The organism is Acidobacteriota bacterium, from assembly GCA_033549365.1.
Lineage (GTDB): Bacteria > Acidobacteriota > Aminicenantia > Aminicenantales > Saccharicenantaceae > JAWSUF01.
Genome location: JAWSUF010000020.1, coordinates 1 through 16,455, shown reverse-complemented (window position 1 = coordinate 16,455; position 16,455 = coordinate 1). Strand labels below are relative to the sequence as shown.

The following is a 16,455-nucleotide window of genomic DNA, read 5'->3' as shown; positions in this document are numbered from 1 at the left end:
CTTGTACTCCTCCCACAAAAGAAACAACGTGAGTCCTTTTTTCCGCAGCTCCATGTGCGTTTCCGACCAGTCGGGAAGAGGCCGAACCGTATCCGGCCGGGGTCCGGCCGGAAACAGCCGCCGTTCGATGGTCGTTTCGTCCCATTCCTCCGGCCAGGGCCAGGTCAAACCGGCCGCCGCCGCCCGTTTCACGTACTCGTTGACCGTGCTCTTGGCAATACCCAGGCTGCGCCCGATCCGGCGAGCCGAAAGTCCCAAGGCGTTCATCCGAAGCGTTTCTTTAATTTTCCTCATCGACAGTCTCTCCGCGGGCATTCGTGTCTCCTTCTCCCGATAAGATGAAGGGACACTTTACCCTGAAAAGCTCGTCGCCGCTCGCTTTTTTCATGACCTTCCCTCGTTCCGAGCGATTCCGGCCACCCATTCCGATTCCGACCGAAAAGTGGCCGGCTTCAACTCGGAATGGCCGGCCGCCTTCGCTCGGAACGGGTGGCCGGCTTCCGTCGGAATGACTGGCCGGAATCGCTCGGAATACGCAATGCGCTGGTCCGGTTTAATCATAGCTCACTATAATATTCCATTCCACAACCCGCCTCAACACCTCATCCCTCTCCAGCTCCCGCCTCCCAACAACCATCCTCAGCGCTCCGAAGGCCCGGCTGACGGCGATGTTCATCCGCGATCTTCCACTCGTCCCGGCCGAAGTCCTGGCCCTCATTAAATCCTCTCCGCCGCAGCCTGTCGAGGGCGAATCTCGCGACGGGCCGGACGGCGATCCCCCGCCCCTCGAGTTCGGCGGCCAGCTCGAAGCCCAGCGCCTCCGTGTACGTCAGCAGGAGGACGCTGCGCCCCGCGCCGGCTTCGCGGAGGGCGAGTTCCCGGGCCAGGAGCGTCTTGCCCGTGCCCGCCCCGCCGCGGACGAGGACGACGTCGTTGTCGAGGACGCAGGCCAGCGTCTCGAACTGGTTCCCGTCGAGGCGGACGCGCCGGGCCGCGCGGTCCCTGACGGCGCAGGACAGGCTCATGAGCTGATGGCTCAAACGGCTAGCTGAAGAGATTGAATTGAGCCAGTCATTGCGAACGAATCTTGACACGATCCGTTTTGAACCGGAATCAGTAGCCGACTTGATAGGGCTATCCATTCTTGGAGAGCCCTCCTATTGACGGATCTGTTTAAGTCGAACAAGAAGCAATAAAATCAAGCCTAGGGCAGCTTCCTCTTTATTGGCAGCCTGCCAATCACCTCGAACTCAAGTGTGCCGTCCAATCCAGCTTCAAAGCTGGTCCTGATAAGAATAGTCTTAGCTTCACTGATGCATTTCGGATCAAGACGACCTTGACCACCCAGCTGTTCAGAGAAATCCCATGTTGCTCCGACCCCCTCACCTCCAGAATCCGCATTGAGCACGATCACAGACGAAGAGGCCCTGTCTTCCTCTTCGATATTTTCTTTCATCGAGGGCCATAATTTGGTAATTCTGACTTTCAGCGGGCCATAGATGACTTTATCAGATACATTTCGAAGTTGCACCTCAAAGGCACTGGTGTTCTTGGAATCCTCTAATTTGCCGGCTGTGGCAATCAGTTGGACGAATTCCGTGACTAAAACCTCTCTGGTTTCCGGCGGGGGAGAAGGACGATTGGGCATCACTTCAACACGTGCGGAATAAATTTGTTGGAGTTTGGCTCTTCGGTCTGCCCAAAAAGCATGAAAAGATCCTGAAATATCCGATGTCAGTCCTGTGTAATGACCTGACCATACAGAACGACCACGATTAAAATTAACCATGATTCTGGCGGAATCGAGACTCTTGTTGGCTTCACGCCAAGCCTTTTCAATTGCCAGAACTTCTTCGTATCTACGTTGCTCTGTTCGGGACATCTTCTTTAGATCATCATTCGTCGGAAGGGTATCTTCAAACTCAGGACTGATGTTCCAAATATTCATAGTGGGGGGAATCTGAGAATCCGGACATGAAGGAGCTGAGGAGACGGCCAAATTGGGCAAGAAATTCAATCCTCCATCAAGAGAGGTGGTGAAATAATATTTCCAGCATTGACGAGCGGGATCTTCCCTTCGATCGTACCACGCGATTCCAATCACTCCATCCTTATTCACATGAACAACAGGAGTCATACGAAAGTCGACTGGCCCAGTCTCAGCTTTCTTATTGTCATTTATTCTTAACGGCTCTGACCATGTGTGTCCCTTATCTGTGGACATCATAAACCATATATTTGACTCCCCTGTCTTTGTATCGTCCCATACAATATAGATTCGATCACGGAAACGGCTTTGTGGCGATGTATCAGCGGTAATAATGGGAAGAGTGAATGCACTACCAAAATCTCTCCTGAGATGCCTAAAAGATGACGAACCAATTCGCGTGATTAATTTCGGCTTGTCAAATGTCTTGGCTCCATCTGTTGATCTAATTAAATACAATGGTTGCTCATCATTTTTGGGGTCAGCAAGCGGCCAGAAGTATTGATAGTATGTCACTAAAACAGTGCCGTCTGATAAAACTATGGGTTCAGTCGTTACAAGTTTGCCGCCATGATCGACTTCCAAAAGAATAGGTTCACTGAATGTCTTCGCACAATCGTCGGAGTAATTAAGAAAAATGTGATATCGTTCTTTGACAATCGTATCAGAAACTTCATTCCATGCAATATAAATCCGTCCTCGGTTTGGCCCCTCACTCAGGTCCACCGCCATACGTGGGTGATCGGGCTGAAGCGGACACATAATTTCTGTCGGGCCTCTCCAGCTCCGTCCTTCGTCAGTTGTAACCCACACTTTGATAACCCCTTCCTGCCTCTGGCCGGACCCGATTGACGTTTCCGAATCCCTGCTTGTTCCTCTACCAATGTATGAGTACATGACATACATCTCGCCTTTGGGCCCAGCGACAACCATTGGATCAAAATCTCCCGGCCCGGCATTCTGAAGAACGACTTCTCGCCATGTTTGTCCACCATTGCGAGAAATCATCACTGCGCATGCCCGTCCCGTCATGCCCGGACTCTCCACTGAAGAAGCTGTCTGCGCAACTCCAACGAGAAAATCCGGGGATGTGAGACTGGCGGCAATCCAGCACTCATTCCTGGATCCGGTTATGACATTGGCCGACGCCCGAATATTGGGTCCAACGACTACCGTGGGATTTTCAATGGATTTTTGAGTCGCTTCGGTTTTATTGACACCCCCAATTATGAGACATAAAACGAAAATAAAGGCGATTGTGACAATCTGCCAAATCTTTGATAAAAACCCTGAACCTTTTCTTCCTCTGGATGATAATTGAAAAGGAATACAGCCAGCATATTTTTCCATGTTTCCCTCCTTAGAAAAATCTTTATTGGCATACTATGTTTCAAATAAAAACCCCGCTTATTTCTACCATGGAAGTTTTCATTAAATTGATCTTCATGTGTCGGCCAATCATGTCAATCTTAAAAGTTCGGCAAAATAAATCATCGGCTTTATCTATTTGTTCAATGGTGCAAAGAATAGATTATCTTTAAGATGTACAAGCGAAATGGGGTCGATTCTATCTAATATATTGTAAACCGGCTTATTTGATGGAGCCATGCGTTGGACTTCCTCGAATACAGGCGGCGTTGCCAAAATGATATCAACCCTATTAAGAATTGAGAACAATGTATTTTTATCCGAAAAAACACAACTGGTTAAATCAATAGGATACCCAATTTCTGCCCGTATGACATCTGGAAGAAAAATCATAGAGTCATAATCTCGACATATGAAACCAAAACTGTTGTTTTTACAAGACTTTTCCAGAGATTGCCTGGTACTGGGCGACATATTTGTAACTAACATGTATACCGAAATGGGACGGACTCCAATAGCCCTATAAACTTCATTCAGATGGAAACCGGTTGTGACGATAGCCAACAATGTCCCAATTGACTGATTTTGTCTGTCAAGGAAAGCCTCTAATTCTTCAAGATCAACAGGGTGAACATCGATTTGGAGATAATTTTTTAGTTGATCGGATATATCAATAGTCTGGGACTTATTGCATTCAGTGAAAATGATATAATCTTTGCTCTGGCTCGAAGATATTTCTCTCAAGCACTGGGAAAATAGGCCGTCCACATCGTTTATGGTCATCCCTTTTTTTAATAGCTGCCTCATTAGTCTAAGGAGCGATTCTTTGGGATCTGGATCTAAGATGTCTTTCACGGAGAGATCAGGCCTCTTATTCAAATTGGTAATAATAGAACCGACTCCACGCTTCATCGATATAAGTCCTTCCAACTCAAGATCTTTATAGGCCTTTCGAACCGTGTTGAGATTGATTTGAAGTTCTTTTGCCAAATCTTTTATAGCTGGAAGTTGTTGGTTGTTAATAATTTTTCCTGTTGATAAATAGTATTTAATGAGATCTTTGAGCTGAAGATACAAAGGAATTTTACTTTTTTTATCAATTAACCATTTGATCATAATTTCCACCTATTGATACATAAATATATATATATAGTACAATTGCAAACCCGGCATAAATATATATGAAAAAATAATTAAGGTCAACTAAAAAAAATACTTGACAATTCCATAATTCTATATGAATATATTTTAGATGATATGCAAAATATCTGGGAGGTAAAGAAAATGAGGTCAAACGGATTTTTTAGAGTTCTTTCATTCTTCACTTTTCTAGTTCTTGTGTCTTTCTCTTTTCTTGTTGCTCAAGTCATTACAGCCGACATTGCGGGTACAATCACTGATAAAGAGGGTGCACCATTGCCGGGAGTGACTGTTACCCTTCAGAATGTTGATACTGGTTTTTCCCGAAGCGTCCAATCCGGAACAGATGGAAGATATTCTTTCAGGAGTATCCCAACGCAGGGTCGTTACACAATTCAAGCCGAACTGCCTGGATTCAACACTCATCTTCTTACCGGGCTGACTTTTCGACCCAACGAAGCTTACACCACCAATATTGTGATGGACGTCAGCGAAATTGCTGAAACAATCACCGTTGAAGCTGAAATTCCAATTGTTGATACAAAACGCGCAACCGTTCAACAAGCCATCACGGAAGAGCTGATCGAAACTCTTCCTGTCTTAGGCAGAAACTATATCCAATTGACTCACTTGGCGCCGGGTGTTACCGGTTCCGATTATTGGCCTACCACTTCCGGTCAACATTATTGGGCAATGAATTATATTGTCGATGGCGGTAGTAATTTTTCGAAGTGGAGAAGCGCCGCCCGTACTTTTTATTCCGGCTACAGTATGGAGACCATCAAAGAAATCCAGCTCATGACCAACCAATTCTCAGTGGAGTTTGGCGAAGGCATGAGCGCTATTAATAGTGCTGTAACCAAATCGGGGACAAATGTTGTTGGAGGTTCGATCTATTTATATGAACGTCCCGGGAAATGGGATTCGGTGGATTTCCTGACAAAAACAAAGGCGCCCTTCGATCAACAGCAGATAGGTTTCACTCTTGGTGGCCCTCTTAAAAAAGACCGAACACATTTCTTCCTAAGTTACGAATACCGTCGCCAGCGGAGTTTTAACACGGTGACTGCTCCTCAGTTTTTCGGGCAAACCGTCCCAAACGACCAAGACCAACACATGGCATTTTTAAAAATTGACCATCAGTTGTCACAAAAAGATTATCTCTCCCTGAGATACAGCAATGATATTTTTGACTGGAGGAATGAATATGGAGGGCTGAATATCCCCGGGGAAGGCGACACCTATGTCACTTATGTCCATACAGGAAACGTGGGTTGGGTTAAGACCATATCGGAGAACTCCGTTAACGAACTTCGTTTTCAAGTTGCCAGCTATTATGATCTTCGTAAAGCCCTTACCAGCTTTCCGGGGCAACCCTCTGAGCAGAGAACGGCATGGGCCACGACAGGAGGCTCTTCTTTTTACGGAGACGGATTTGGCGTTACACCGGAATTGACTTGGGAGCTTTTTGAGAAATATACATTTGCTAGGAAAAATCATTTCTTCAAGTTCGGAGGATTCTTCAAATATATTTCCGCAGAACAGATTATGAATCCTTATCCTTACGGACTCTATTACTTCGCCGGCTCACCTGACCAATACCCAAACCCGTTTCTATATATTCAGGGGTTTGCTCTCGATCCCAGTCTTAACACGGTCAACTCCAAGGACTTTGTCGGGGCCCTATTTTTTGAAGATGAGTGGTCTGTCAATAATAACCTTGCTTTGACACTCGGATTAAGGTGGGATATCGAGAAAATTTGGAATGTCAAGGGATACAATGCTCCAGTTGATTGGAAAAAAATCCAGCCCAGGATGGGTGCCGCATTTGATATATTTGGGAATGGGAAATCCGTATTGAGGGCCGGGTTCGGCACTTTTTCCCAGCAGCATCTTAGTTACCATTTCACTCGAGGCGCATTTTTCGGTCCTGAAGGCCTTGTATACCTGACACTTTCACCGACAGATCAATTGTTCCCCACATACCCGAACAGCCTTCCGAGCTTTCCTCCCGGAGCCACACTTCCTCCTAGAGATATTTGGGAGATTGATGAAAATTTGAAAAACCCATACAGCGTCCAGGCGACAATTGGATACCAACAGGAAATACTTCCGAGATTGAGCGTAGGCATTGATGCTGTCTACATGACAGTCATAGATGGGTTCAGTGTCCTGGATATCAATGCCCCTGAATCAACCACCGAGGCTAGAACAAGAACAGAAGCAGATGCCACAAGACCGACAACACCTGTGCCCAATGGATTCCGGACTATTCAGCGATTGGGGAATGAGAGTCGCAGCTGGTATAGTGCTTTAAACTTTAAATTGGAAAGACGGGACATCAATTACTCATTTCTTCTGACCTACACATATTCCAAAACATCGGACATGTTGAATCCCTGGAGTCTGCCTCAGGACAGCCGGAATATCGAGGATGATAAAGGTCCCGGAGCCCAGCATCGACCCCATCTCCTTAAACTGGCATTTTTTGTTAGATCTCCTTCCAAAAACATAATTCTTAAAGATTGGCAGTTCTCCGGAATTGCCCAAGCGTACTCAGGCATTCCGTACACAGAAACCTACGGTATCGATCTATATGGAACGGGACTTACGAATGCCAGGCCTTACGGCAGGAATAATCTTCGCGGCGAACCATACTACAACCTTGACCTTAGCATTAGCCGCAAGTTGAAGATTACGCAAGTCAATGCTGAAATCAAGCTCGACGTTTTCAATGTGTTTAACATTGAAAACTATACGTCTTACTACGGAGCGAGAACGGCAGGAGTAAGATTCATGCAACCCGCCGCCACCGCACCTGCTAGAAGATTCCAAATCGGCTTCGTTCTTCGATTCTGAACTTATTTTTGGAAAGCCCCCTCTTTTCAGAAAGAGGGGGCTTTCTTTTTTGGGATTCCTGCTAAGGAGAAGAGAAGAAATGTCAAAAAAAATTTTCCCCCTTATTCTTGTCTTTGTGTCAGTTCTTTCGCTCTCAATTCATGCCGTTTCAGCTGAAATTCCCATTGAGAATTGGCTTACAACGGGAATAAAAATATCCCCACCCCCTTTAGACAAAAATGAATTCAGTCTTGCAGAACATCTCTTCATCAATTTGGATACACTTTGGGCTGAAGAAGGCATGGATTTCGCTTGGAGTCCAAAAGAGATAACTTCTTTTCAAAAGACACGGGCTCCAAAAGGCAATCTGGATTTAAAAAAGAGCGAGGGCTGTTGGCTCATTCTTGCTGTCACTTATATTGATGTGCCTCGTTGGCAAAAATCGACACTCGTCATTAATGGGGTATCTCCGTTTAGGGTTTTTTTTGATGGTGAATTCGTAGGTGGAGAAAAGCGAATCAATCTCACATTAACCCGCGGTCTTCATCGTCTGGTTGTCGTTTATCGGAAGGATATTCCGGTTTCCGATTTCAAAATCGGTCTAGAAATTGATAACGCCTTTTTATCGACACCTCCAATATTTTCGACGGATCCAACACACCCTCTTTCTCTTATTGAAGCCTTAACTCTTCCTCAGCTTCGAGATGTGAAGCTTTCGTGGGACGGATCTTTGGCAGCCGTATTGGATTCAAACGGGAATTTAGAAATACGCAATGTCCCAGGTGGCAGTATATTCAGATCGTTAGCGCTCCCTGGAAAACCAATTTCGTTCGCTTGGGCAACAACGAATGCGCAATTGGCCGTATCCGTATCAACGGAACAAGATCTCTTCGACTTATGGATTGTTGACCTCGAGAATGAAAAGACATTCAAATCACTCTCAGGAATTAAGGGGCTTTCCCAAATCACTTGGATGCCGGGCAACCGGTTTTTGACTTATGTCACCTCCGAACCCTCCAAAAACGATAAGCCCTATGATTTGGTTGACAATTTCTTTGACCGCTGGAAAGGTTGGAAATCCCGAGTGTCTCTATGGATGGCCTCGATAGAAACCGGAACAAGACATATGATCAGTGGAGGCCTCAATCCGTATGGTTGGTGCAAGGATGCGGTTGTCTCACCGGATGGAAATAAAGTCGTTTTTATCCGTGAGACACCCATTGCCAGTTATCCCTATAGTAAGCAGGAAATGCATCTTGTCGATTTATTAAACAAGGAACTTAAGATCGTTTCAACTATCAACACTGCAATGGTTCAACAATTGACATGGAGCCCTGATTCTCGATATCTGGCCGCGGTAGCTCCATATTATGAGATTCCAAGAACGGCAAGTGACAACATCCACAGCAGATGGCACCAGGGTATTAAAGTCTGGGATATCCATACGGCCAATGATCGATATATTCTAAAGCCCGAGTTCACGCCGTCCGTTAATTCTCTTTGGTGGAATCGAAAAGATAATTGTCTATATTTCATTGCCCTTGATCGGACTGTTCATCGACTGTACAAATTCTCGGAAAATCTAGATGGTTTTTCTGAGATATCCCTCCCATTTGTTAATATTCAAGCAATTTTTGGGGCATTTGACAGCCACAATGTCCTGCTCAAGGTGGGCGAATTATCACGACCTTCCCGGCTTGTTTCTTATCATCTCGGGACTGGTGAAATTTCAGAATACTGGGACAAAGGCAGGACATTTCTCAAGAATGTAACACTGGCAAGACATGAATTCTTCTCATTTGAGAACAGGACCGGAACCAAGCTTGATGGGTGGATCTATCTGCCCCCTGGTTTCGATAGCCAAAAAAAATATCCGACAATCATTTCCTATTACGGGGGCGTTGTCCCTCAAAGCCAGAGTATGGAAGGCGGCCAGTTTGGCGTAATCAACCATTGGTTGGCCGCAAATGGGTATGTTGTTTTTACGCTCACTCCGAGAGGGACTTGGGGATACGGTCAGGAATTTGCAGACGCTCATCTTGACGAGTGGGGGACGGTATCGGGACCTGATATTATCGATGGCGTCCAGGCCTTAATGGCGGCCAAGCCTTATATTGATTCCGCCAGAATCGGAGGTTTTGGACACAGCTATGGCGGATTCGAGGGTCTCTCCTTAGCCACCCAAACCGATTTATTCTCAACAATCATTGCCACGGGCGTTATCAGCAACACATTGAATTACTCTTTTATTGTTCTGGGACAACCCAACTACGGGGAAATCGTACTTCCCGGTGTGTATCCGTGGAATCGGAAAGATGTTTATGTGGATCGTTCCCCGGTTTTCAATGCCGACAAAGTGACAACCCCCATTCTTCTTATGCAGGGAACGGACGATCCCTGGTGTCAACTGACCGAATCCGATCAGATGTATTCGGCATTGAAAGTCCAGGGTAAAGATGTCGTCCAGATTCGTTGGCTGGGTGAAGGACATGGTCTGTCCTCATTCTCCAACAGGATGCTTAACGAAAAAATCAGGTTAGAATGGTTCGATAAGTACCTACGAGGAGAACCTGAAAGCTGGGAGGAAAGACTCAAATAGCTTTCGAGTCATTGCTTACCTGATTGCTTTCCTAATGTTTTTTTGAGGAGGGATTCGATGTTCAATTCCTGCCGGCACAAAGGATTCTTGATCGCCACATTGCTCATTCTTGTTTCAGTTGTTGTCGTTTTAGCATCGGGTGATAAAAATGTTCCGGTCATTGAAGGATCGTATGACTATGTTGCCAACTATGAAATAGGCAAAAAGGCCGGGACACAAACCCAAGGACACAAATTCATAGTCACCTCCAACGAAGGAATTCATTATCTTCACTGGGGAAAGCTTAAAGTTGAAGCCAAAAGAGTCGCCAATGGCTTGATTTATGAATGGAAATTAGATGAAGCTCAAGGACAAGGAATCTACATGTTCCATGACGATTGCCGAAATGTCTTTGGGACTTTCCATATCACGGATAAAGAAGGTTTCCACAGCGGAACAACTGTCGGGAAAAAATCCAAATAGCCCCAATTCATCGATCGTTTTTAATGGACTCGAGAAGCCTCTTGACTTTTTCTTGTGTTGGGTCTATGGATAGGGAAATTTCCAACGCTTTAATTGCTTCCTTAAGGTTGCCGGTTCTAGAGTAACAATCCCCCAACAAAGCCAACACGACAGAATTCTGTCCAAACCTATTTAAATACTCACGATAAAGAGCGATGGCTTTATCAAAGTGTCCGAGGACGTGATGGGCTCTGGCAACAAGATCCAATACATCCTGAACATTTTCCTGCATAAATGGCGACAGGACCTCAAGAACCTCGGAATATTTTTTTTGGTTCATCAAGAGCCGCCCATAAGGAAGAGCATTGATCAAGGATGAAGAATCTTTTATATATGCCTGTTGCAGGAGAGGCTCGGCTTCTTTTAGTTCTCCTTGCGCCAAGTATTGATTTCCAAGCAGAGCCGCATAAATGGCATTATCAAAAGGAGGAAATGATGTTGAATAAATGGTCGGCCTGGGAACATTTCGAAATGAAACCTGAAACTCTTTCTTTTTTGAACAGATCTCATTTCCATCTTTGTCATACAATGTGACTCCCAATAAATAATGGCCTGGAAAAAGCTGCTCTCTCGGAATTTTTTCAACAATTCCATATTCATGGTCGACATCGATATATTCTTTTCTTTTTTTCTCAACTTCCACATTCTCTCTTAACAAAGTCCATTGGTATGAGTGAACAATTTCAGGGTCTTCTTTGGAATTATTGATCTGAAAAAAGAAAAATATTTCCTGCTGAGGAGAAAAAACAGGTTGAGCCGAGATAAATAATTGCATGTTGCCTATTTGAAATGCCCGGCTTTCGTTCACAGGAGTGTCCATATTGACATTGTGACATAAAATCAAATCACTCAGTCTTCCCATAGAAGTCCAAGGTATTTCCAGCTCTCTTTCCAGCGATGTGAATCCTTTGGTGATCTCATTTCGGAGGATGAGTGAAAAATGATATCTGCCCTCAATTAAGGGAAACATATCTTGATAGCTGATCCTGGTCCTCTCGTCAGAATTAGGCAGATTTTCTCCGGGCATGAGAGGGACAGAGCTTTCATATTGATAAATACTACGTCCATCCTGGTTCGTAATATTTCCGTTGATAATCAATTCCGGTGAAATCGAATTATCCTGATCAGATGGCTCATGATAATCCAATTCCACGGCATAATGAACAAAATAAAAACCGACGGGTGACCGAAATACCCGCACTAAGGAATCATTATGAAAATAGTTCGCGGAATATTCGACATCAATGATGTCTTTATAAACAAGAAACTTTTCTGCATACTCATCGTTAACCCTGTTTAATGGAAGGCTGTTGATATTGGCTAAAAGACTATCGGATGCCAATGGAGATGATTCCATATCAAGTGTTTGGCCGGGTATTAATGAAGTCGAAATCCTGGCTAGACTTGGGGCAACCCTTAGGAGTGTCTGAAAGGCCGAACGCGAATCCGTTCCCAAAAAGCTTCCGGATGAAAGCAAAGCTTGAGGGCCATCAAGTGTGGGGCTATAGATTTTAAATTCACCCACATGATGTGCCTTGAAAAAGATTATTGAAAATGCATCGGGAAGCCCTGTCTCATTCATGCCTTGATAGAACCAAACTATGGTGGGACGGATCGATGAGTACGCCTCAAATGATTGAACGTCATGGGGCGGGCCTAAAAGGATAAAGATTTTCCCTCGATCGGTTTTACATCCAGGCAGAGAGCTTCCATAACCGAACTGCTTATTGGCGTGAATGACGCGCCTGTAATGTTCCTCCTTGTATTCATTCTTCTCCGTATGAGGAGAAGGATCTCTATGTTTCCAGAACGATTTGATAAACAGCATTTTATCTTGATCAGTCTTAAGTTGAAGAAATGTCTTTTTCTCTCTAGGAGTGATAATATGAACGACTTCTTCCTCAAGCCATTTCTCATAATCAACGATACCCGGTGCAATGCTTTCCTGATGGGGAAAACAAAGGCCTGTGAATATGAATAATACGGCTAAAAAGCGAATCAAATGAAAGGGATGTGTAATAGGAGAGAAACCGAAAGATAGTTTGACTCGATAATGTTGCATGTCTTTTTCCTTGGCAGTCAAATTCAAAATCACAACATTTATTAGACTTAGGCCAATTCGTTTATTAATCTTACGCGCTATTAAACCAAATTCAATTTAGATGTCGCGAAAAGAAATGCGCAATCCGACGATAGTAGTCCTCGCGCGATTGGGGCTGACGCATTCCATGGGGTTCATTGGGGTAGAAATACCAGTCAAAGGATTTTCGGTATTTAAGAAGTTCATTGACCAACGCCGCAGAGTCGAGATGCATGACATCTTGAACTCCGCTCAATAAAAGGAAAGGCCGTTTGAGATCTTTTGCATATGTAAGGGGTGAAGCCCTTAAAGTCCCTTCCGGATTGACCCATGGAAATCCGAGATGCTCTTCATTATATCCAGGTGCCAAGTAATAAAATCTCTCCCAGTCCGTGACAGGGGCCCCTGCGACCCCAGCTGCAAATACTTCCGGCGCGCGGAACATGGCGCTGCACACCATGAAACCACCGTAACTATGTCCCCAGATTCCAATCCGGGTCAGGTCAACATAACCCAGTGACTGAAGATACTCAACTCCACTGAGGACATCGTCAAGATCTATGTCACCGAGCCGATCAAAGACATCTACCCGGAATTTTGCACCGTATCCTGCACTGCCCCGAAAATCCACGTCCAAAACGATATAACCTTCTTGTGCAAGATAATGATTGAAGGCCAGGCGGTCAAGCCCTTGCCAGCCAAAAAACACGCTTTGATTATATCCAGCACCATGGACATAAATCACCGCCGGGTGTTTTTTCGATCGATCAATTTTTTCGGGGACATGGAGCCTTGCTTTGATCACCGTACCATCACTTCTGTTGGGAAATGATATAATCTGAGGACTAATCCACCTGTATTCCCTGAGCGGAATCGGAATTGCCAGATCAGTTATTCTTATTTGGCGACCTCCTTCAATCGATTCAAGATACATCTCAGGAGGATTTGTTGGATTGCTATGCAGAAAAGCAATATGTTTCCCGTCAGGAGATATGGTTGAGGATACATTTAAACCCTTTAATCCGACGATTTTCTTTCTGGGGCCGCCGGAAGAAGACACGGCATACAAATGACGTTCCGGAGTTCCCGCTTCGTTGGACGGAAAGTAAATCGTTTTTCCGTCGATTGACCAATCCGGAGTTGTCTCTGATTGGTCATAGACCTGATTACTTGTAACTGTGAAAGCTCCTGAGGTAATCTGCTTGGGAGAGCCTCCGGCGACGGGAAGAACATACATATGATTCCACCCGTCCTTTTCGGATGTAAATAGAATTCTCGAAGAGTCCGGAGCCCAACGGAGCCATATCGCCAGGGGAGAAATCCAATGATCGACTTTTTCTTCCCAGATAACCCGTGTCTCTCCACTATCGGGAGACGCAAGAATAATCTCCCGCATTGTATGGTCGAGGGAGATGCGATTGATAGCTATCGTCCGCCCATCAGGAGACCAAAAAGCATTGCTGCCTCCGCGTAATGAGTAAGCAATGCCGTTTTGCGGTCCTATCCACAGAGTTTCTCCACCATCCGCGGAAATTATGCCGATCCGAACGCGACCTGTGCCAATTAGCCCTAAGTGAACGTCAATCACGGTTCCTGAAAAGTCTAAAAACGGGAACGGACGTTGATTATCGATCGCTTGTGAAGTAAAAAGAATGCGACGGCTGTCGGGTGACCACATGGGTTGAAGACTGTGCCAACCCTCAGGATGTATTGTGGTTAACTGCCGGATAGCCCCTTTCTTCATATCAAGAACCCAGAGTTCGCTTTCCCTGATGAACGCCATACGAGTCCCATCTGGTGAAAGAACGGGATCGGGGCCATTGAAATACACTTGCGGGGTATAACCCTTGGATCGCCCTCCCAATTGAACAAGAGTTTCGCTCTTGCCGGTCTCTACTTCTAAGGCGTGAATATTGCCACGACTTAGATAAAGAATTCTTTTTCCGTCAGGTGTCCAGGGCTCGGGCAGTAGTCCTACCATGAATCCAAACTGTTTTCTGGCCACCTCTCCTTCACCTATCTCGTATTCATTGAACCTATGGATACGGCCATCTAAATCGACAGTCAGAATTTCGCTGGAGTCAGACTCTGGCTGAGAAAGCGTAAAAGCGATGCGGCTGCTGTCAGGTGACCATTTAGGAGACGATAAACCGCGCAATGTCCAAAAATTCTCAAGTGTTAATTTGGGTTCGGATATCTCTGAATATAGACCTGAGAAGAGACAGCCAACAGCCAAGACCAATCCAAAAACTTTTAGAAAATGTTTTGAAGCTGACACGTTCTACCTCCTGCAGAAATTGATTCTTTGAATATCAAAAACCCAAGGCGGAAATGAGCATTAAGTATTTTTCGGGAGATCTGATTATAAATCAACTTTTCCCTAGTAATAGAATTCTTTATTAATAGTAACAAAAATACACAAATATTGAAAGCTTGCCTTATTCAATAGTAAGCCCAAAATAAGCATTTTTCCGGGACACCTGTCTGGTCAACTTCTGATAAAAATAGTCACGGCCGATCTTCAACACAGACATTTATCCACAACCCCCCTTAACACCTCATCCCTCTCCAACTCCCGCCTCCCCACAACCACCCTCAGCGCCCCGAAGGCCCGGCTGACAGCGATGTTCATCCGCACCGTATACTTCTCGACGCCGGCGTCGACGTCAGCGACGATCACCACGGGGCGTTCCAGGCCCTTGTAGCGCAGAAACGTATCGCAGACGATCCGTTCCCGGGCCGCCCCTCCCCTCTCTCCCAACTCCGTCGCCGCCACAGCCCGCAACCCGCCAAGCTCACCGGCGTGCATGATGTTTCCTGGATACATCATCCCCCGGAGCGAGAGGACGGCGATGTCGCCCGCGCCGATCCCCTCGCCCGCAAGCGCCCGGATCTCGCCCTCCACAGCCTCTCGCACCAGCGCCTCCCCGTCCCCGCACACGACGATCTTCACCGTGCCATCCTTGACCCCGGCGGCGACCGCCCCATCATCCCACGTTTTCCCGGCATACCCATCGGCGAGCGCCTGGATCGCCGGCGGGCACCGGTAGGGCCGCCTGAGGGTGAACTTGACCGCGCCCCTCCCGATCGCAGCCGGGATCTTCCGCCCGCTCCAGAAGGCCTGCCCCTCGTCGGCGAAGACCCAGACGCGCCGGGCCTTCCCCGCGCAGCGCATCGCGATCTTCCACTCGTCCCGGCCGAAGTCCTGGCCCTCGTCGACGATGACCGTGTCGAAGACGCAGTCCCGCCAGAGGCGCCTCGATGCGGCGGCGCGCCGCGTCACCCGGTCCCAGAACTCCGGTTCGCGCCGTTCCTCCCCGTCGAACCCTCTCCGCCGCAGCCTGTCGAGGGCGAATCTCGCGACGGGCCGGACGGCGATCCCCCGCCCCTCGAGTTCGGCGGCGAGCTCGAAGCCCAGCGCCTCCGTGTACGTCAGCAGGAGGACGCTGCGCCCCGCGCCGGCTTCGCGGAGGGCGAGTTCCCGGGCCAGGAGCGTCTTGCCCGTGCCCGCGCCGCCGCAGACGAGGACGACGTCGTTGTCGATGACGCAGGCGAGCGTCTCGAACTGGTGGAAATTGTAAGCTGAAATGCCATGGTAGTGGTAAACAGAAATGCTAGGGTAATGGTAAACAGAAATACCATATGCGCGGTAAATGGAATTCCCATGGTCTGAGAACTCCTGTATGGTTGGGGGAAAAAGCCATACAGGAGCCGGAATGATCAAGAAAGCCATGTTCAAAAAGGTTCAGGAGTTGAAGCGGCAGGGGTTCTCCAAGGCAGCGATCGGCCAAGCTCTGGAGCTTAATCCCCGAACCGTCGCCAAGTACTTCGACATGGAGGAAGAGGCGTATCGCGAATACCACCGGGACCATCTGTTCCGGGATAAGGCCTTCGACGACCTGCGGCGCGAGATTTTTGAGGTCTACGAGGCCAACAGCTTCC

General features: G+C 46.8%; 11 protein-coding genes. 4 read left to right on the top strand and 7 right to left on the bottom strand.

Going from position 1 to position 16,455, the window contains the following annotated elements; all coding sequences use genetic code 11:
- The 4 genes from SCM96_15145 to SCM96_15130 all read right to left on the bottom strand — a co-directional run.
- Positions 1 to 294, bottom strand: a 294-nt coding sequence (locus SCM96_15145; protein MDW7761962.1) for an IS21 family transposase, incomplete at its 3' end; no start/stop codon positions are given.
- A 308-nt stretch (positions 295 to 602) separates the two neighbouring features.
- Complete coding sequence (locus tag SCM96_15140; GenBank protein ID MDW7761961.1) at positions 603 to 1,025, bottom strand: AAA family ATPase; 423 nt, start codon at positions 1,023 to 1,025, stop codon at positions 603 to 605.
- Between the two features lie 179 nt (positions 1,026 to 1,204).
- On the bottom strand, positions 1,205 to 3,337 hold the full coding sequence (locus tag SCM96_15135; protein MDW7761960.1) for a sialidase family protein: 2,133 nt from the start codon (positions 3,335 to 3,337) through the stop codon (positions 1,205 to 1,207).
- A 153-nt stretch (positions 3,338 to 3,490) separates the two neighbouring features.
- Positions 3,491 to 4,471, bottom strand: coding sequence for a GntR family transcriptional regulator (locus SCM96_15130; protein MDW7761959.1), 981 nt, complete (start codon positions 4,469 to 4,471; stop codon positions 3,491 to 3,493).
- A 168-nt stretch (positions 4,472 to 4,639) separates the two neighbouring features.
- On the opposite strand from SCM96_15130, the gene SCM96_15125 reads away from it, so the two are divergent.
- The 3 genes from SCM96_15125 to SCM96_15115 all read left to right on the top strand — a co-directional run bounded on the left by SCM96_15125 (position 4,640) and on the right by SCM96_15115 (position 10,394).
- On the top strand, positions 4,640 to 7,354 hold the full coding sequence (locus SCM96_15125) for a carboxypeptidase regulatory-like domain-containing protein (protein ID MDW7761958.1): 2,715 nt from the start codon (positions 4,640 to 4,642) through the stop codon (positions 7,352 to 7,354).
- 79 nt (positions 7,355 to 7,433) lie between these two features.
- The gene (locus SCM96_15120) at positions 7,434 to 9,932 is read left to right on the top strand and encodes a prolyl oligopeptidase family serine peptidase (protein MDW7761957.1); all 2,499 of its coding nucleotides are present in this window, start codon (positions 7,434 to 7,436) and stop codon (positions 9,930 to 9,932) included.
- A gap of 57 nt (positions 9,933 to 9,989) precedes the next feature.
- On the top strand, positions 9,990 to 10,394 hold the full coding sequence (locus SCM96_15115; GenBank protein ID MDW7761956.1) for a hypothetical protein: 405 nt from the start codon (positions 9,990 to 9,992) through the stop codon (positions 10,392 to 10,394).
- Positions 10,395 to 10,401: 7 nt separating this feature from the next.
- Here the strand turns inward: SCM96_15115 and SCM96_15110 are convergent, their stop codons facing one another.
- From SCM96_15110 to SCM96_15100, 3 genes are all read right to left on the bottom strand, one after another.
- Positions 10,402 to 12,495 (bottom strand): GWxTD domain-containing protein, encoded by a 2,094-nt coding sequence (locus SCM96_15110; GenBank protein MDW7761955.1) that lies wholly within the window; start codon positions 12,493 to 12,495, stop codon positions 10,402 to 10,404.
- A 91-nt stretch (positions 12,496 to 12,586) separates the two neighbouring features.
- Positions 12,587 to 14,791: an alpha/beta fold hydrolase gene (locus SCM96_15105; GenBank protein ID MDW7761954.1), complete on the bottom strand. Its 2,205-nt coding sequence runs from the start codon at positions 14,789 to 14,791 to the stop codon at positions 12,587 to 12,589.
- Between the two features lie 243 nt (positions 14,792 to 15,034).
- On the bottom strand, positions 15,035 to 16,237 hold the full coding sequence (locus tag SCM96_15100; protein MDW7761953.1) for an AAA family ATPase: 1,203 nt from the start codon (positions 16,235 to 16,237) through the stop codon (positions 15,035 to 15,037).
- Between SCM96_15100 and SCM96_15095 the strand changes: the two genes are divergently transcribed.
- Positions 16,230 to 16,455 (top strand): hypothetical protein (locus tag SCM96_15095; GenBank protein ID MDW7761952.1); only part of this gene is annotated, 226 nt, incomplete at its 3' end. The two genes, SCM96_15100 and SCM96_15095, sit on opposite strands and share 8 nt — an antisense overlap.